This is a genomic window from Paenibacillus barengoltzii G22, assembly GCF_000403375.2.
GTDB classification, from domain to species: domain Bacteria; phylum Bacillota; class Bacilli; order Paenibacillales; family Paenibacillaceae; genus Fontibacillus; species Fontibacillus barengoltzii.
In genome coordinates this window covers 613,703-629,126 of record NZ_KE159653.1, presented here as the reverse complement: position 1 = coordinate 629,126, position 15,424 = coordinate 613,703, and the positions used below count along the sequence as shown (strand labels likewise).

16 protein-coding genes are annotated in these 15,424 nt (G+C 52.4%); 8 read left to right on the top strand and 8 right to left on the bottom strand.

Translation table 11 applies throughout. From position 1 onward, the window contains the following. The first annotated feature begins 23 nt into the window (after positions 1 to 23). From C812_RS11190 to C812_RS11175, 4 genes are all read left to right on the top strand, one after another. On the top strand, positions 24 to 665 hold the full coding sequence (locus tag C812_RS11190; protein WP_036625102.1) for a fumarylacetoacetate hydrolase family protein: 642 nt from the start codon (positions 24 to 26) through the stop codon (positions 663 to 665). A 2-nt stretch (positions 666 to 667) separates the two neighbouring features. Next, complete coding sequence (locus C812_RS11185) at positions 668 to 1,495, top strand: DUF92 domain-containing protein (protein ID WP_036625349.1); 828 nt, start codon at positions 668 to 670, stop codon at positions 1,493 to 1,495. A gap of 15 nt (positions 1,496 to 1,510) precedes the next feature. Continuing rightward, positions 1,511 to 3,493 carry an ABC-F family ATP-binding cassette domain-containing protein gene (locus C812_RS11180; protein ID WP_016312767.1) on the top strand — a complete coding sequence of 661 codons (1,983 nt, stop codon included), beginning with the start codon at positions 1,511 to 1,513 and terminating at the stop codon, positions 3,491 to 3,493. A gap of 555 nt (positions 3,494 to 4,048) precedes the next feature. Next, complete coding sequence (locus C812_RS11175; protein ID WP_016312766.1) at positions 4,049 to 5,416, top strand: helix-turn-helix domain-containing protein; 1,368 nt, start codon at positions 4,049 to 4,051, stop codon at positions 5,414 to 5,416. Between the two features lie 182 nt (positions 5,417 to 5,598). Here C812_RS11175 and C812_RS11170 read toward each other — a convergent pair whose 3' ends face one another. The 6 genes from C812_RS11170 to C812_RS11145 all read right to left on the bottom strand — a co-directional run bounded on the left by C812_RS11170 (position 5,599) and on the right by C812_RS11145 (position 10,372). After that, positions 5,599 to 6,372, bottom strand: coding sequence for a hypothetical protein (locus tag C812_RS11170; protein WP_036625096.1), 774 nt, complete (start codon positions 6,370 to 6,372; stop codon positions 5,599 to 5,601). Beyond that, positions 6,359 to 7,396 carry a M42 family metallopeptidase gene (locus C812_RS11165; RefSeq protein ID WP_016312764.1) on the bottom strand — a complete coding sequence of 346 codons (1,038 nt, stop codon included), beginning with the start codon at positions 7,394 to 7,396 and terminating at the stop codon, positions 6,359 to 6,361. The genes C812_RS11170 and C812_RS11165 overlap by 14 nt, the downstream gene beginning before the upstream one ends. Before the next feature lie 40 nt (positions 7,397 to 7,436). Next, positions 7,437 to 7,808 (bottom strand): LapA family protein, encoded by a 372-nt coding sequence (locus tag C812_RS11160; protein ID WP_016312763.1) that lies wholly within the window; start codon positions 7,806 to 7,808, stop codon positions 7,437 to 7,439. A gap of 85 nt (positions 7,809 to 7,893) precedes the next feature. Continuing rightward, on the bottom strand, positions 7,894 to 9,684 hold the full coding sequence (pepF, locus tag C812_RS11155; protein WP_036625346.1) for an oligoendopeptidase F: 1,791 nt from the start codon (positions 9,682 to 9,684) through the stop codon (positions 7,894 to 7,896). A gap of 243 nt (positions 9,685 to 9,927) precedes the next feature. Further along, positions 9,928 to 10,098 carry a hypothetical protein gene (locus C812_RS22270; protein ID WP_036625343.1) on the bottom strand — a complete coding sequence of 57 codons (171 nt, stop codon included), beginning with the start codon at positions 10,096 to 10,098 and terminating at the stop codon, positions 9,928 to 9,930. A 40-nt stretch (positions 10,099 to 10,138) separates the two neighbouring features. Then, the gene (locus C812_RS11145; protein ID WP_016312760.1) at positions 10,139 to 10,372 is read right to left on the bottom strand and encodes a hypothetical protein; all 234 of its coding nucleotides are present in this window, start codon (positions 10,370 to 10,372) and stop codon (positions 10,139 to 10,141) included. Positions 10,373 to 10,611: 239 nt separating this feature from the next. Between C812_RS11145 and C812_RS11140 the strand changes: the two genes are divergently transcribed. The 4 genes from C812_RS11140 to C812_RS11125 all read left to right on the top strand — a co-directional run bounded on the left by C812_RS11140 (position 10,612) and on the right by C812_RS11125 (position 13,344). After that, the gene (locus C812_RS11140) at positions 10,612 to 10,809 is read left to right on the top strand and encodes a cold shock domain-containing protein (RefSeq protein ID WP_009222768.1); all 198 of its coding nucleotides are present in this window, start codon (positions 10,612 to 10,614) and stop codon (positions 10,807 to 10,809) included. Between the two features lie 189 nt (positions 10,810 to 10,998). Then, a complete protein-coding gene (locus C812_RS11135) occupies positions 10,999 to 11,946 on the top strand; it encodes a helix-turn-helix transcriptional regulator (RefSeq protein ID WP_016312759.1) in 948 nt (315 codons plus the stop codon). Positions 11,947 to 12,009: 63 nt separating this feature from the next. After that, entirely contained in the window at positions 12,010 to 12,456 is a 447-nt protein-coding gene (locus tag C812_RS11130) for a VOC family protein (RefSeq protein ID WP_016312758.1), read from the top strand. Then, positions 12,457 to 13,344, top strand: a complete 888-nt coding sequence (locus C812_RS11125; protein WP_016312757.1) for a prenyltransferase/squalene oxidase repeat-containing protein — start codon at positions 12,457 to 12,459, stop codon at positions 13,342 to 13,344. Between the two features lie 59 nt (positions 13,345 to 13,403). Here C812_RS11125 and C812_RS11120 read toward each other — a convergent pair whose 3' ends face one another. Then, on the bottom strand, positions 13,404 to 14,051 hold the full coding sequence (locus tag C812_RS11120) for a nitroreductase family protein (RefSeq protein WP_016312756.1): 648 nt from the start codon (positions 14,049 to 14,051) through the stop codon (positions 13,404 to 13,406). Positions 14,052 to 14,184: 133 nt separating this feature from the next. After that, entirely contained in the window at positions 14,185 to 15,378 is a 1,194-nt protein-coding gene (locus C812_RS11115) for an MFS transporter (RefSeq protein ID WP_016312755.1), read from the bottom strand. Positions 15,379 to 15,424: the final 46 nt, after the last annotated feature.

Here is a 15,424-nt window from a genome sequence, read left to right as displayed (position 1 = left end):
ATCCCCTGGAGGAGAAGATGACGATGAACAAATTGATCGCTAATGTGTATTGCGTAGGCCGGAACTACCGGGCGCATGCTGAGGAGCTTGGCAATGAGGTGCCAACTGAGCCGATGATTTTCCTAAAACCGTCCCATGCGGTGACCGCCATGGACGGCAGGGGGCTGGAGCTTCCGGCAGACCGGGGTTCGGTGCATTATGAAGCGGAATTGGTGTTGCGGATCGCCCGCGATTATAAGCCGGGGATGACGGTTGACGAGTTAGTGGATGTGATCGCGTTTGGGATTGACTTCACGCTGCGTGACGTACAGAACATCGTCAAAGATAAGGGGAATCCTTGGATGCCGGCCAAGGGCTTCCTGCAATCGGCGCCAATCACGCCATACATCGCTTTTCCCGGGACGGTGGAAACGGCGAATGAAGATTTCGTGCTGCGGAAGAACGGGGAGATTGTGCAGCGCGGCAATATCAGCCGGATGATTTTCCCGCTGCAGCAAATTGTGGATTATATCGCTGAACATTACGGGCTGGGCGAAGGGGATTTGATTTTCACCGGAACACCTGAAGGGGTCGGCCCGGTTTATCAAGGGGACAAGCTGGAGCTGTCCTACGGCGACAAAGTGCTGGGCAGCTGCACAGTGGCGGTTGGTCCTTCGGCAAAATGATGATGGATTGGATTATTGGGGCGCTCTGCGCCCTAATCGTGTCTGCAGCCGCCTATAAGAAGCGATCGTTATCGCTCTCCGGCATGCTGGCGGCATTTATTATGGGAACGGTATACTACGGGGCCGGCAACTTGTTCTGGTTTGGGATCTTGCTGCTATTTTTCGTCAGCTCGTCGATCTTCTCGCATTTTCGCGGGGAACGTAAAGCGGAGCTGGAGAAATCGTATGCCAAGAGCGGCCGCCGGGACGCAGGGCAGGTGCTGGCGAACGGCGGGCTGGGGATGCTGGCTTGCCTCGGCAACCTGTTTTGGCCGGATCCGGCATGGGCCTACTTCTTCGTTGGCACCATGGCTGCGGTAACGGCGGACACGTGGGCAACGGAATGGGGCGGTCTTAGCAAAAGCGAGCCGCATTCGATTCTAAACGGCCGCCGGGTTCCTCCAGGAACATCGGGCGGAGTGACGCTGCTGGGCAGTACGGCGGCGCTGGCCGGTGCGGTATGCATTGGCGGGGCAGCTTGGCTGCTGCGGATGTGGACCGGAGATGACACTTATGCCGGAGTAGGTTCCGCGTTGCTTGCCCTGGTGAAATGGGGGCTGATCGGCGGAATCTCCGGATTGGCCGGGGCCTTTGCCGACTCCTGGCTGGGCGCGACGGTTCAATATATGCATCGCTGCGTCGTTTGCGGCAAAGAGGTAGAGGTAGCGACGCATTGCGGTCATAAGACCGTGGTGCTGCGAGGTTTTCGCTGGATGGATAATGATATGGTGAATTTACTCAGTTCCCTGGCAGCCGGCTTGTTGGCTTGGGGAATTGGGATGATAGGATAAAGTAGGGATTTGAGCATGAATATATTAACGGTGGAGCATCTGACCAAAACCTACGGGGAGAAAGTGCTGTTTCAGGACGCTTCCTTTGGGATGGGCGAAAACGATAAAATCGGCATCATCGGCGTCAACGGAACGGGTAAATCTACGTTTCTGAAGGTGATCGCCGGTCTGGAACAAGCCGACTCCGGCAAAGTCGCCATTAACCGGGACGTCCGCGTGACGTTTCTGGCGCAAAATCCCGAATATGACCCGGACATTTCTGTGTTGCGCGGCGTGTTCCAAGGCGGCGGGCCTGAGCTTCAGGTGGTGTCCGCTTATATGGAGGCCGAGGAAGCGCTGGAACGGGAGCCGGGGGATGCGGGGCGGCAAGCGGAACTGGCGCGGCTGTCCCAGGAGATGGATCGATTGCAGACATGGACTCTGGTCAGTGAGGCCAAAAGCGTCTTGTCCAAGCTGGGCATCACCGATTTTACTCAGAATATGGGCAGCTTGTCCGGAGGGCAGCGAAAGCGCGTTGCGCTTGCTTCGGCGTTAATCCTTCCATCGGAGCTTTTGATTATGGACGAGCCCACCAACCACATCGACAATGAATCTGTTGCTTGGCTGGAGTCGTATCTTCAGAAACGGCGTGGGGCGCTGCTCTTGATTACGCATGATCGCTATTTTTTGGACCGCGTCTGCAACGTAATGCTGGAGCTGGATCACGGCCGGTTGTTCCGCTACGAGGCGAATTACAGCCGTTTCCTGGAGCTTAAGAGCGAGCGTGAGGAGCGAGAAGCGGCCTCCGAACAGAAACGGCAAAATTTGCTGCGGGGTGAGCTCGCCTGGATCCGCCGCGGAGCCAAGGCACGCTCGACGAAGCAGAAAGCGCGGATTGAACGGTTTGAGAAGCTGCAAGCGGCCAAGACGGAATACAAAAGCGATAACCTCGAAATCTCAGTGGCTTCAACGCGGTTGGGACGCAAAATTTTGGAGATCGAAGGGCTTCGCAAATCCATCGAAGGCCGTCTGCTCATCGGCGATCTGACCTATACGGCGGTCCCGGGAGACCGTGTTGGGATTGTGGGTCCCAACGGCAGCGGGAAGTCGACGTTGCTGAACATGATCGCCGGGCGAATTGAGCCGGATGCCGGTCAAATTGTGCTGGGCCAGACGGTGAAGCTGGGTTATTTTACTCAGGAGCATCAGGAAATGGACAGCCGGCAACGGGTGATCGAATATATCAAGGAAGCGGCAGAGGTAGTGACGACGGCGGACGGCTCGCGGATTACCGCCTCGCAAATGCTAGAGCGCTTCTTGTTCCCGCCGGACATGCAATGGACGCCAATCGGCAAGCTGTCAGGCGGTGAGAAGCGGCGGCTGTATCTGCTGCGCGTGCTGATGGGAGCGCCTAACGTTTTGCTGTTAGACGAACCGACCAACGACCTCGATATTCAGACGTTAACTGTGCTGGAGGCGTATTTGGACGAGTTCCCCGGCGCCGTGTTTGTGGTCTCCCATGACCGGTATTTCCTTGACCGTACCGTGGATAAGATTATGGCATTTGAGGGTGGCGGAGTCATTGCTGTTCATGTGGGTGACTACAGCGATTACGAGGAACGGACACAGGGCAGCGATGCGCATGGTGCTGGAAAAGGGAGCGAAGGCAGTTCAGCGGGTTCAGGCTCGCGGAAAGCCGGCACTTCGGAAGCTGTGGCTTCCGGAGGTTCAGCAACCGATGCCAACACGGGCAACCGCAATGCGGGGCGCGGGGAGAAGCTGAAGTTCAGCTATAACGAGCAGCGGGAGTTCGAAACGATCGACGCGACCATCGAGGCCGCCGAGCAACGTCTTGCCGCTATTTCCGAGGAAATGGAAGCGGCGGCGAGCGATGCGGTTCGCCTGCAAGAGCTGATCCAACAACAGCAGGAAGCGGAGGCGGAGCTGGACCGCCTGATGGAGCGTTGGACGTATCTGAATGAGCTGGCGGAGAAGATCGAAGCCCAACGGAACGGGTGAGGGTGGTTGTGAGTGTTCATGCACTTGGGCGCTGCGCTGCAATTTCAGTCCAGCCTTGGATGTTGTACTTGCAACAGGTGCAGGAATGATAGCCACCCCAATTGTACTCGATTTTTCGCGTACATTTTCTCTATTATGCGGTAATCGCCCGTAATCTACTCGATTTTTCATATAGAATTGAGGGATTTGCGGTTCGGAAGCCGAAATGTATATGAAATTTCATATAGATTTCGGCGAAATCCCCAAAACGAGCGAAATCTAATCGATTTTTCATATATAATAGTTCGAGCGGGCGGAATATGGCGGCTTAAAGGTTTTTTTGATTGCCCATTAGTCCTTAAATTCACTTATAGTGAGGAATTAGAAGGATATTTTTACGCCAACTAGGATAACTTCATAGGGAAATCCTTGCAGTCTCTTAATCAGGGAGAGCAAGGATTTTTTTACTTCCTTGTAAAATACCAAAATTGACCATAGTATGAAAACAAGATATATTTATTTCATACATATAATTCCAACCTCATTTTATCTAAAGAATGTGTGGTGAGAAAGCCAATGAGTACAGCAACGATTCTGGCGGAAGTTCACTGCTTTATGAAAGAAAATGAGTTAAGTTTAAGTCAATTCTCTGCCAAATTAAATATTAATGCGGGGACGTTAAGTTATATTCTCAATGGTAACCGCACCTTAACCATCGATCATTTGGATCGGATTTCAGAGGTCATGGGCTTACCCATGGGGCATTATTATGATCATTATATTAGCGATTATCTGCAAGAGAGAAATCCCGATTGGCGGAGAGTGGCTCCGTTTCTTCGGAAATGCGCTGAGTTAAACAAGCTGGATTGCATTCGCAGAACGATATGTATGTTACTGGATAATTTGACGTATTCTACGTCCTTATTCGAATTGGCCGAGGAGTTTTATGAGAAGGAATTATATGGTGCTGCGGAAATTTTGTATGAGAATGTAGCCATGAGTGAAACGAGGCAGCATTCCGAGCGATTAGCTTTATGCCAGTATCGGTTGTTTAAAATTCGGATTGGATCAGATCAAGCTCACAACCTCAAAATTGCTTACCAATTTGAACCTTTCGTAGATCGTTTGGATGAAGTTACACAATTGGATGCGCTTAAGGATTTGGCTAACCTGTACCGTTCACTTCGGGAGTGGGACCGGCTTGAGGTTCTAGCTCTCGAGATGGAACGCAAAGCACGCCTGCTCTATTTCAGTAACAGACGCTCAGAAAAAGAATTTTACGAAATGCAACGTCGGCTTAACAGACCGATGTTTGTTTATATTGTTTACGCGAAACTATTGTGTGCAGAAGTGTATGATGGTAGAGAAGATTATGCTAAAGCGTTGGAATATACTTATCAGTATGCTGACTTGAGCTGGGTGCGTGAAACGGATGAAGATACTAAGCATTGGTTAAATTTATTTCGAAAATGGTCGAGGGCCAATATCTGTGTCAATCGACTCAAGAGTGGTGAAATTGATTATCTGCCGGAATACGTAGAGTTTATGGCAGAAAATCTTGATGAATTCATACAGTCCATTTCGAACGTTATGTATGCTGCGAACCGATACAGTATTGATGTAGATCATATTCTAGAAAAATTTAAGTCGGAAATCGAAGCACATATCAATCTCAAACAAACAAAAGATTTATATAAAGATCAGGTTCTACCTAATTGTTACAATCAATTTTTATATGACCTTACTAGTTATTACCTTCGAAAAAAAGATTACATAACGGGTTTTAATTATTTGATGCAAGGTCTAGAAAATTCAGTTATAATAAATAATAAGGAAGCGCTTCTAGATTTTATGGTATTATTTGAACATCATAGACATATGGCTTCTATAGAGATCTGTCAGAAATATAACAAGATCGTATGTGAGGTGAAACGGAGTTTATGAAATCTAAAGTTGTTGTTTTTCTAGCAGTGCTCATTTCTTTAGCTTTTACTGCTCCAAGTGCAAATCATGTTGATCATCCTATTACCATTGCGATTGGTCAAAATGGCGGCGCATAATAGACTTACATAATGACTACTAGAAAAAACGCCTGTTCGTTAATTTAACGAACAGGCGTTTTTCTCTTACCGAATCACAATTATCTGCCGCAATTCGCGAGAATCGCCGTATAGCTTAGTTTCGGCGGCGTTTAGCTGCGCGGAGCCGTCGCCGTCGAGGAAGATACCGTCGACGAGCCCGCCGTCGGCCAGGGTCGATTTGACGGCGGTGCGGAACGCTTCGGCGGTGCAGCGGGTGGGGGTGACGATCAGCCACAGCCGGCCGCTGGCATCATACGCGAGACCGGAGCGGAGCCGGTTCTCATCGGGATTCGGCAAGTGCTCGGCTTCTACCGCTGCGGCCCGCCATCCAGCGTCATCCGGCAGCTTCATGCTGACGCCGCCTTGGGCAAAATAGCGGGTGCGGTCCGTAACGGCCAGCTCGCTTGCGGCGGAGACCACCTGCACCGAGAAGCTGCCCGCAGCGCCGTCCCAGACGAGCGTGCCGCGGGCGTATTTAGCGTTGAACCAGCCGGAGCCGTAGCCACCGGCCGTACCTTGGACCGGCTGATCGTTGATTACTGCCAGCGACAACACAGCATCGTTATAAAAGAAACCGCCGTTCATCCCATACACGCGGTAACGTCCCAACGGCTGATCCGCCGCCCGCAGTTCAATTCGCTCCGGATCGGCGACTAAGGCATGCAGTTTGACACCGTTTGCTGCGGTAAGCTCATGATATTCATAATGGCGGGGGATCAGGTAGCGGCTGCCCCAGCTCATCATCAGCAGGATGATGAGAAAAATCGCCATGACCGAAGCCATGGCGATTCCCCAGCGTTGCTCCTTAATCGGCAACATAAGCTGCAAGCAGGCGAGTCGTATTGATGACCGCCAGTTTATGCGTCCGCTCCATAGCGTGCGAGGCATGCACGCCCGGTCCGATTAGCGCGGCGCGGATATTGTGGCCGCCCCGCAAGGAAGCCGAGGCATCAGAGCCGTAATACGGATAAATATCAACAGCATGTGGGATGCCAAGGCCTTTGGCCAGTTCAATCAGCCGAGTGGTCATCTCATAATCGTAAGGGCCGCTGGAGTCCTTCGCGCAAATGGAGACATCGGTCTCTTTGCAGCTTAGATCATCGCCCATGGCGCCCATATCAACGGCGATCATTTCGTTCACGCCATCCGGAATCCAGGAGGCGCCGTGCCCTACTTCCTCATAGTTAGAGATGAGGAACACCAGATCATGGCGCGGCGTCCAGCCTTCACGGCGGATCGATTCGATCAGCCCGAACAAGGCCGCCACGCTGGCTTTGTCGTCCAGATGACGGGATTTAATGAATCCGCTAGGCGTGATTACAGCGCGGGCATCAAACGAAATGAAGTCGCCAACTCCAATCCCCAGCTTCAGCACGTCCTCTTTATTTTCCACCACCTCATCGATCCGGACCTCCATGTTCTTCTCCTCGCGTTTGAAATCGCGGGCGTCACTGTAGACGTGAACGGAAGGATGGGTCGACAGGATCGTGCCGGTATATACCCGTCCGCTGCGGGTGTGGATTTGGCAGTATTCGTTCTCGATACTGTTCATCATGAACCCGCCAACCGAGGTAATCGCCAGCGTACCGTTCGAACGGATGGCGCGCACCATGGCACCTAACGTGTCCACATGGCCGCTGAGGGCGATGCGCCGCGACGAGTCGCGTCCAGGAATGGTCAGGATCGCGCCGCCTTTTTCATTAAAGCTGCAAGGCACGCCCAGTGCTTCGGCCTCTCGTCCGATAAGCGTCATGATATTGTGGGTAAAGCCGCTTGGGCTTGGGGTGTCCAGCAAAGTTTTGAGAAAATTTAAAATATAGGTTTCATTCGGTTGAATATTCATGGGAAACCTCCTTAAGATAGGTGGGATGCTTTAGTCCGCATTAAGACTGGATAGGGGAGTCCTCCTCCGCCGATTCAGCTTCTGTTTCAGCTTCATGGCTGGCAGCTTTCTTCTTTTTACCGCGCTCTGGTTTCTCCGGTTCCGGGAAAACATAGCCGGTAGCTTCCTGGATATGTACAAGCTTCGCATGCAGTCCCTTGACTTCGCGTTGCAGCCGATAACCGCGGTAAATGCCAAACGCCCCGACGATGATGCCGCCAAGCAGCGTACTGCCAAGGATCAGCAAAATTAACGGCAGGCTGACGGAGCCAAACAGCAAATTGACCTGCACCGGATCGACGTTGATCACTGCAAATACGGAGGTAATTAAGGCAAAGACCAAAGCCAGAATTAGGGACCATTGGATTTTCATGAGGGTACACCTCCTTCTAGGACAGTATAAAATCCCTTGTCCGCTTGGGGCAAGGGATTTTGTAGTCGATAGGGGCCAGGACAGATTAACTCGTCAACTGTTCCATTTGCTCGATCACGTTCTCGAACACGCTCATCGCTTCGCGGATCGGCTGCGGCGAGGACATGTCGACCCCGGCTTTTTTCAGAATGTTAATCGAATAGTCGCTGCCGCCGCTCTTCAGGAAGCCGAGGTAACGGTCAACCGCCGGTTTGCCTTCTTCAAGAATTTGCTTCGAGAAGCTGGTCGCTGCAGAGAAGCCGGTAGCGTATTTATAAACGTAGAAGCTCGTATAGAAATGAGGGATCCGTGCCCATTCCATTTCGATGTCCTGATCCACAACCATGTCTTTGCCATGGTATTTCACGTTCAAGTCGTAATAAATTTCCGACAACTCCTGCGGCGTGAGCGATTCACCGGCTTCCGCCCGCTCATGGATGAGCTTCTCGAATTCGGCGAACATCGTTTGCCGGAACAACGTGGTCCGGAACTGGTCAGCGTAGTAAGTCAGCAGGTACAGCTTCTGTTTCGGATCCGTGGATTTCTTAAGCAGATAATCCATCAGCAACGCTTCGTTGGTTGTCGAAGCGACCTCAGCCAGGAAGATGGTGTATTGGGCATCACGGTATTTCAGGGCTTCATCCGAAAAATACGAATGCAACGCGTGCCCCATCTCATGCGCCAAAGTGAACATGCTGTTCAGATTGTCCTTATGGTTGAGCAGCACGTAAGGATGGGTGCCGTAAGCGCCCCAGCTGTAAGCGCCGGTGCGTTTGCCTTCGTTCTCGTACACATCGATCCAGCGGTTTTCGAAGCCTTCGCGCAGCACCTTCAGGTACTCCTCGCCCAGCGGCTGGAGTCCTTCCGCGACAATTTTCTTCGCTTCTTCATAAGGGATTTCCCATTTGTATTCCTCAACGAGCGGAGCGAACAAGTCATACATATGCAGTTCGTCAACGCCCAGGAGCTTCTTGCGCAGCTTCATGTAACGTTGCAGGAGCGGCAAGCTTTCATGCACGGCGTCGATCAGGTTCGTATACACTTCCTTCGGAATGTTGTCCCCATAAAGAGACATTTCCAGCACGGAAGGATATTTGCGAACCCGCGAGTAGAACATGTTCTTATTTACGTTCGCGCTCAGCGTGGCAGCGATGGTATTTTTCTGCTTCCGATAGGTTTCGTAAACAGCTTTGAATGCCCGCTCGCGAACTTCGCGATTAGGATTCTCAAGGAACTGAATGTAGCTGCCGTGGGTTAAATCCACTTCGTTTCCGTTTTCGTCTTTGATTTTCGGGAATTTCATATCGGCATTGTTGATCATGCCAAAAATTTGCTGCGGCGCCTGCGACAAATTGCCCACTTGGGCAAGCAACGCTTCTTCCGTTTTGCTGAGAACATGCGCCTTTTCACGTTTGATTTCCTGCAAGGTGAACTTGTAATCCGCCAGCGCAGGATCGTTAATCAGCTTGTCGAGCTCCTGCTCCGGCAGGGCCAAAATTTCCGGCGTAATAAATGACAAGGCCTCGCTGACTTCAACGCTTAACTTTTTGGCTTTTTGCACTAGGGCCTGATATGTAGGGTTGGTGGTGTCCTCATCGTGATGAAGATGGGCGTATACGTAGAGCCGCTCAATTTGCAGTGAAAGCTCATCTTCCAGTTCAAACACGGCTTTGATATGTTGTGCATCCGTCAGTTTGCCTTCGAATTCGGCGGCTTTGTCTTTCAACGCCTTAAGGTCGTTATACGATTTGTCCCAAGCAGCTTGATCAGGGAACAAATCCTGGAGCTGCCATGTGTGCTCTTTGGGTACTTCAGAACGTTTCATTACGGTGCTCATCGGAATCCTCCTTTGGTCTGGGTAATATAAGGTCGGCTGGCCCATCGCAGCACTGCCCGGGAATGCGGCAGCGAGCAGGGAGCCGGTGAGCAACAGGGGAATCGCACGTGAAATGCGCTTCGATCGCATACCAAGAAAACCTCCCTTTAGAATATCGGGAGCCCAACGTGATCCGAACCTTAGGGTCCAGTTCGCTTTGGGCATTTTCTTAGTATGACCGCCTGCTGCAGGAAATATAGGGGATCAAACAAGGAAGCTGTAAATCATCAGCCCAAACGCCAGTGCAATCAGCACGACGGAGGCTAGGGCAAGACCACGCCTAAGACGCGGCTCCAGCCGATCCTTGTTCAGGATGACCACGATGCCCAGCGCAAAAGCGCAAATAATGAAGATCAAGAGATTGGAAGTGTCCATCATAATCCATGCTCCGTTTCGTACGAGATTGAACGGCGGGCTACACCTGTTTAAACGCGTTCATAATTTCATTCCATTCCGCCTCGTTGCCGGTATATTCCTCTTTCGGGAACCGGCGCTTCACCCAATCCATCATGGCTGGGCGACTGAGGAAGGTGTGCGATTCCTCGCCCCATTGGTCGGAAATTTCACGGAGAACGATGTATCTGCCCTGAACTTCTACCGTCATCATATTCCATTTGTCTTTTTTGTAGATTTCGTGTTTTTTGATCATCTCTGACGTTCTCCAATCTTTGGCTTTGCTCCGCAGGTATGAAACCCGCAGTATAGTGGGAATATTTTATGTAAAATGATAACTCACGCCCCCGAGGAAAGCAAATGAAACCATACGATTCTGGCGGCGTTTTTCGTGCGAAAAGTTGTGGGCAAACAGACACGTTGCATTGTCGGTGGGCATAGAGTATAATATGGGTATTCGTCAATGATGGCGATTATTTTTAGGAGGTTGTTCATTTGAAAGGTACAGTTAAATGGTTTAACGCAGAAAAAGGCTATGGCTTCATCCAAGTTGAAGGTGGCGAAGACGTATTCGTACACTTCTCCGCTATTCAAGGTGAAGGTTTCAAAACTCTAGAAGAAGGCCAAGCCGTTGAGTTCGAAATCACTGACGGCAACCGTGGTCCTCAAGCTGCTAACGTAATCAAATTATAAGATCAATTCCGTTTAACGGATCACTTATAAAGTTTGGTACTAAGCGCGATAATGAAAGACACAGCTCTTTATAGGGCTGTGTTTTTTTGTATACATAGCTAGAATAAAAATAAACGGTTGAATTGGTGACAATCTGTTGTCACCATTCGTTTGCTATAGTGATGATAACGGGAGGGGAACCCAAGCGCGATGAACCGAATGGACCGGATGATGGCGATTGTGATGGCACTGCAGCAACGTCCGGAGACCGCGCAATCCTTAGCGGACAAGCTGGAGGTGTCCAAGCGGACGGTGCTTCGCGATATGCAGGCCTTGGCGGAAATCGGCATTCCTTTGGTTGCGCTTCCAGGGCCGGGCGGCGGTTATCGCCTGATGGACGGCTTTCGGCTGCCGCCGCTGCAGCTGGACGCCGGGGAGGCGCTGACCGTCCTGCTGGCTTTGGACGGCATCGGCAAATACGCCGACAGCCCTTTTCGCGAGGCGAAACGGACCGTCGCCGACAAGATCCGCTCCGCTTTGCCCGAGCAAATGCTGGGGCAAATTGCTCCATTGCTCCGGCACGTGGAGATGGAGGTGCCGGAGCGCGGCATCCAGGCGCCGTTCCTCAGCGCCTTGATGGCGTATGCCGCCGGCGGGAAGTGGATCCGAGCGGAGTACCGCTCGCTGAATTATCGCCGGCAGCTGACGTTGAAGCCGCTGCGCGTATACGCCGCGCACGGCTTCTGGTACTGCGAAGCCGAGTCACTGGAGCACGGGGAGAAGCGAACGTTCCGCGTCGATCGCTTCGTTGAGGCGGCCGAGATCCCTCCCCCACCGGGCGCAGGTGGCGGCAGGGGAGAGGCCGCCAAAGGGGCGACCCCCCGGTCGTCAACCGGGAGAGAGGATTTCCGGCTGCGCGTGAAGCTGACGTATCGCGGTTCGCTGCTGGCGGAGCAGGATCCGCATTTTGGTCAGGAGGTGCAGCAGGTGGGCGAGGCCGAGTGGCGGCTCGAATGTACCCTGCCGGGTTCGGAATGGGATTGGGCGGTTTCCTATTTCTTTGGTTTTGGCCGGGATGCGGAAGTCCTTGAGCCCCAGACGATGCGCGAGGAGCTGCATCAGCGCGCAGCGGAGCTGGCCGAGCGGTACCGGATTTAACCCGATCTCGCCGGCTTGAACGTGTAGACGCGTTGATTGCGACGAAAAAAGGAGGGTGAATGCATGAAACCGAGATTGTCAGTATTAACGATAGGTGTGGAGGATTTGGATAGAGCGGTGCATTTTTATCGGGATGGTCTTGGCTGGGCGACGGAGGGGATCGTAGGCCAAGAGTTCGAGCACGGAGCGGTTGCCTTTTTCGATTTGCAGGCGGGACTGAAGCTGGCGCTGTGGAAGCGGGCGGATATCGCCCATGACACTGGTCTAACGCTTCATGCTCCAAGTCCAACGGAAGTTACGCTGGGCCACAATGTGGCGAGCAAAGCAGAAGTGGATGAGGTGTTGGAGCAAGCAAAAGCCGCAGGAGCGAAGATCGTGGTTCCGCCTCACGACACGTTCTGGGGAGGATATTCCGGATATTTTCAAGATCCCGACGGGCATTTGTGGGAGGTTGTTTTTAATCCCGATTGGGTATTCGAATCCGAAGTGATGAAGGAGACGAGGATGTAGATGAAAGAACGGAATGTGTTGGAACGTGCAGGTTCGTTTATTTATTCGCATGCCCGGCTGCTCGATCGCAAGCGGTTTGCTTACCACTTTGAAGGAGGTAGCGCGGAGGAGGTGCTTCGTGCACTTCGCCCGTACCAGAACGCAGATGGCGGCTTTGGCCATGCGCTGGAGCCGGATATGCGCGGTCCGCATAGTCAGCCGGTGGCCACGGAAACGGCGTTGTTGGTGATTCGCGAGGTGAGCGGATTTGGGGCGGAGTTGATGGACGGTGTGCTTCGTTACTTGCGCATTATGACACTGCCGGGCGGCGGCTTGCCGCGGGCAACTACGGAAGTGAACCGATATCCGCATGCACCGTGGTGGACGACCGAGCAGGACGGGGTTCCCTCGATCAACCCGACGGGAAGCATCATCGGCATGTTGCTGGGGCAACAGGAACGCACCGACTTTTTTCATGAAGATTGGTTCCAAAAAAATATCGCCTTTCTCTGGGAATGTATAGAGCAAGGCCTTCCCGGGGATTACCATGACGCTGTCCAGTGGATTTCCTTCCTGCAGCACGTACCGGATCAGGAGCGGGCGGCGAAAGCCCGATCTCGGTTGGATGCTTGGCTGACGGGGCCAAACGGAATCGAGATGGATCCGCTTGCTGAAGGGTACGTTCACAAAGTGTTGGACTATGCACCAACGCCGGAAAGCTATGCAGCGAAGCTCATCTCGGAGGAAGACACCATGAAGCACCTCGATTGGTTGATCAACACCCAGCAGGAGGATGGCGGATGGGCGCTGACGTTCCCGGCGGTCAGCCCGGCGGGCGAGCAGGAATGGCGTGGTTGGCTTACCGTCGAGATTTTGAAAACGTTGAAGGCTTACGGCCGGTTGTCCTAAGCCAGATTAGAAAGAGGCTCATTTCCAACAGGTTGCTGGAAAGAGCCTCTTCATGTTCTTTACTCTACGATCCGCAAAATCTCGGATACGTCCTTCCGCGGCACCGGCTTGGGTGAGATCGCCGGATGACCCAGCGCGATGACCATATTCACTCCGCGATCGGCAGGAATGTCGAGGAATTCGCGCAGTTTATCTTCAGCGAGCAGCACTGGTCCGGTCATCGGACAAGTGGCCAGGCCTTTGGCATGTGCGGCCAGCATCAGGTTTTGTGCGGCCAGACAGCTGCTCTTCAGTCCTTCTTCTTCCCAAATTTCAGGCGTGACGAAGGAGATCGGGTCAAAAATTCGTTCACGGAACTTCGATGTGTACGGCGTAGACAGAACTACGATTAACGCTGGAGCGCCGGAAAAAGCGGTAGCATAAGGACCAAATGATTTTACAAGCAGCTTGGCTTCCCGATCCTTCCCCTGTTCGGTGGCACGTGCTGCGATTTCATGCAGGCTGGCCCAGGTAAAATCCTCAATCTGCTTGATTTTATCTGCGTTCATCACGACGATGAATTCCCAGGTTTGCGAATTCGTGTCGCTGGGCGCATAGCGAGCGCAGTCGATAAGATCCTCGATATCGGAAATGCTGACAGGCTCTTGAGTAAATTCCCGGATACTGCGGCGGGTTTGAAGGATATCCCGAAACAAAGCGAAATCCATGCGTTTTCACCTGCTTTATCAAATTTAACACCAGGTACTATCATCTGATAATAACTATTATATAGGAAGAGTTGTCCTTTGAACAGAGACAAACAAGAGGCGAAGCGCCGTGATGGCACTTCGCCTTGATTTTTTAGGCTTTATGCTCGAATTTTGAGGGGGTGCTCTCTCCCGGTCCCTTCTGAAAATAACGGCTGGCAAACCCAATGCAGGCAACCAGTGCCGCGCCCATCGCCGTCAGGTAGAACGGTTGGCGCCCGAGCTGTTCAAACATCACGCCGCCGAAGGTTCCGCTGAGCAGTCCGGCGAGGCTTGACCAGACGATGGTGTACAAGGCCATACCCGTGGCTCGGAATTCGTCGGGGATTAGCCGGGTGAGCATGCGGATGGCTGTGACATAGAAAATGCCAAACGTCACACCGTGCATCGCCTGGATCGCCAGGATGCCGTAAGGCGACCCGGTCAACCCCATCAGCAGGAACCGGACGGCGAACATCAGGCTGGCGATCAGCAGGAGCGGCAGCTCTTTATATTTTTCCCCATGGAAGCTGAGGTAGATAAAAACAGGGATTTCTGACAACGACGAGGCAAGCATTGCCCAACCGATGAGATTCTCGCCCGCTCCCAGTTCCTTCAGGCTGATCGAGATAAACGCTTCGTTCATTCGCATGCCAATCGCCAGGCAGAAGACGCAGCCAAAGAACCAGAGCAGCTCTTTCTGCCGCAAAATCCCCCAAATGCCTGATAGGTCCATCTTCGCCACAGTGGTTGGCTGGTCCTTGACGAACAGGATGAATCCTAACGCAAGGCCGGCGATGGCAATCGACACCCACATCGTATTGGAGGAGCCGATTCGGGCAAGTACGTAACCGATAAGCAAAGCAAAGAAAGCATATCCGAACGATCCAAACAGACGGATGGAGATGAAATGGATGCCATGCTGCTTGGCGGTTGTAATCGAGATCGTATCCGACAATGGAAAGACCGGATAGAAGAAAAAGTAAAACAACGTAATAACCGCCATGATGATCGAAAATGAGGTCGATGCCGATAAAAGAAATGTCAGCGCAATTTGCCCGATCAATAGGATGAGCAGAACTTTCTTAATCGTTTGGTAACGGTCGCTGGCCAGACTCCACAGCAAGTTGGAGATGACGGAGATCATCGGACCCAGCGCGTACAGCAAGCCGATCTGGCTGGTCGAAAATCCCAGCTGGGCGTAAAAGAGCGGGAAGTAGGAGGAAACAAGGACACTTGTTCCATATATGGTAAAGGTAAAGGCGCGCAGCCATGCGATATCCGTGCGGGCCGTGGTTTTCCGATTCATGGGGTTTACGTACTCCGTTTCTGCAGTCACATCTTTTTTTGCGTTA

What these genes read in the sequence shown, in the direction of transcription:
- C812_RS11190 (WP_036625102.1), top strand. Translation starts at nt 24, where the DNA reads ATGAACAAATTGATCGCTAATGTGTATTGCGTAGGCCGGAACTACCGG.
- C812_RS11185 (WP_036625349.1), top strand. Translation starts at nt 668, where the DNA reads ATGGATTGGATTATTGGGGCGCTCTGCGCCCTAATCGTGTCTGCAGCC.
- C812_RS11180 (WP_016312767.1), top strand. Translation starts at nt 1,511, where the DNA reads ATGAATATATTAACGGTGGAGCATCTGACCAAAACCTACGGGGAGAAA.
- C812_RS11175 (WP_016312766.1), top strand. Translation starts at nt 4,049, where the DNA reads ATGAGTACAGCAACGATTCTGGCGGAAGTTCACTGCTTTATGAAAGAA.
- C812_RS11170 (WP_036625096.1), bottom strand. Translation starts at nt 6,372, where the DNA reads ATGTTGCCGATTAAGGAGCAACGCTGGGGAATCGCCATGGCTTCGGTC.
- C812_RS11165 (WP_016312764.1), bottom strand. Translation starts at nt 7,396, where the DNA reads ATGAATATTCAACCGAATGAAACCTATATTTTAAATTTTCTCAAAACT.
- C812_RS11160 (WP_016312763.1), bottom strand. Translation starts at nt 7,808, where the DNA reads ATGAAAATCCAATGGTCCCTAATTCTGGCTTTGGTCTTTGCCTTAATT.
- pepF (WP_036625346.1), bottom strand. Translation starts at nt 9,684, where the DNA reads ATGAGCACCGTAATGAAACGTTCTGAAGTACCCAAAGAGCACACATGG.
- C812_RS22270 (WP_036625343.1), bottom strand. Translation starts at nt 10,098, where the DNA reads ATGGACACTTCCAATCTCTTGATCTTCATTATTTGCGCTTTTGCGCTG.
- C812_RS11145 (WP_016312760.1), bottom strand. Translation starts at nt 10,372, where the DNA reads ATGATCAAAAAACACGAAATCTACAAAAAAGACAAATGGAATATGATG.
- C812_RS11135 (WP_016312759.1), top strand. Translation starts at nt 10,999, where the DNA reads ATGAACCGAATGGACCGGATGATGGCGATTGTGATGGCACTGCAGCAA.
- C812_RS11130 (WP_016312758.1), top strand. Translation starts at nt 12,010, where the DNA reads ATGAAACCGAGATTGTCAGTATTAACGATAGGTGTGGAGGATTTGGAT.
- C812_RS11125 (WP_016312757.1), top strand. Translation starts at nt 12,457, where the DNA reads ATGAAAGAACGGAATGTGTTGGAACGTGCAGGTTCGTTTATTTATTCG.
- C812_RS11120 (WP_016312756.1), bottom strand. Translation starts at nt 14,051, where the DNA reads ATGGATTTCGCTTTGTTTCGGGATATCCTTCAAACCCGCCGCAGTATC.
- C812_RS11115 (WP_016312755.1), bottom strand. Translation starts at nt 15,378, where the DNA reads ATGAATCGGAAAACCACGGCCCGCACGGATATCGCATGGCTGCGCGCC.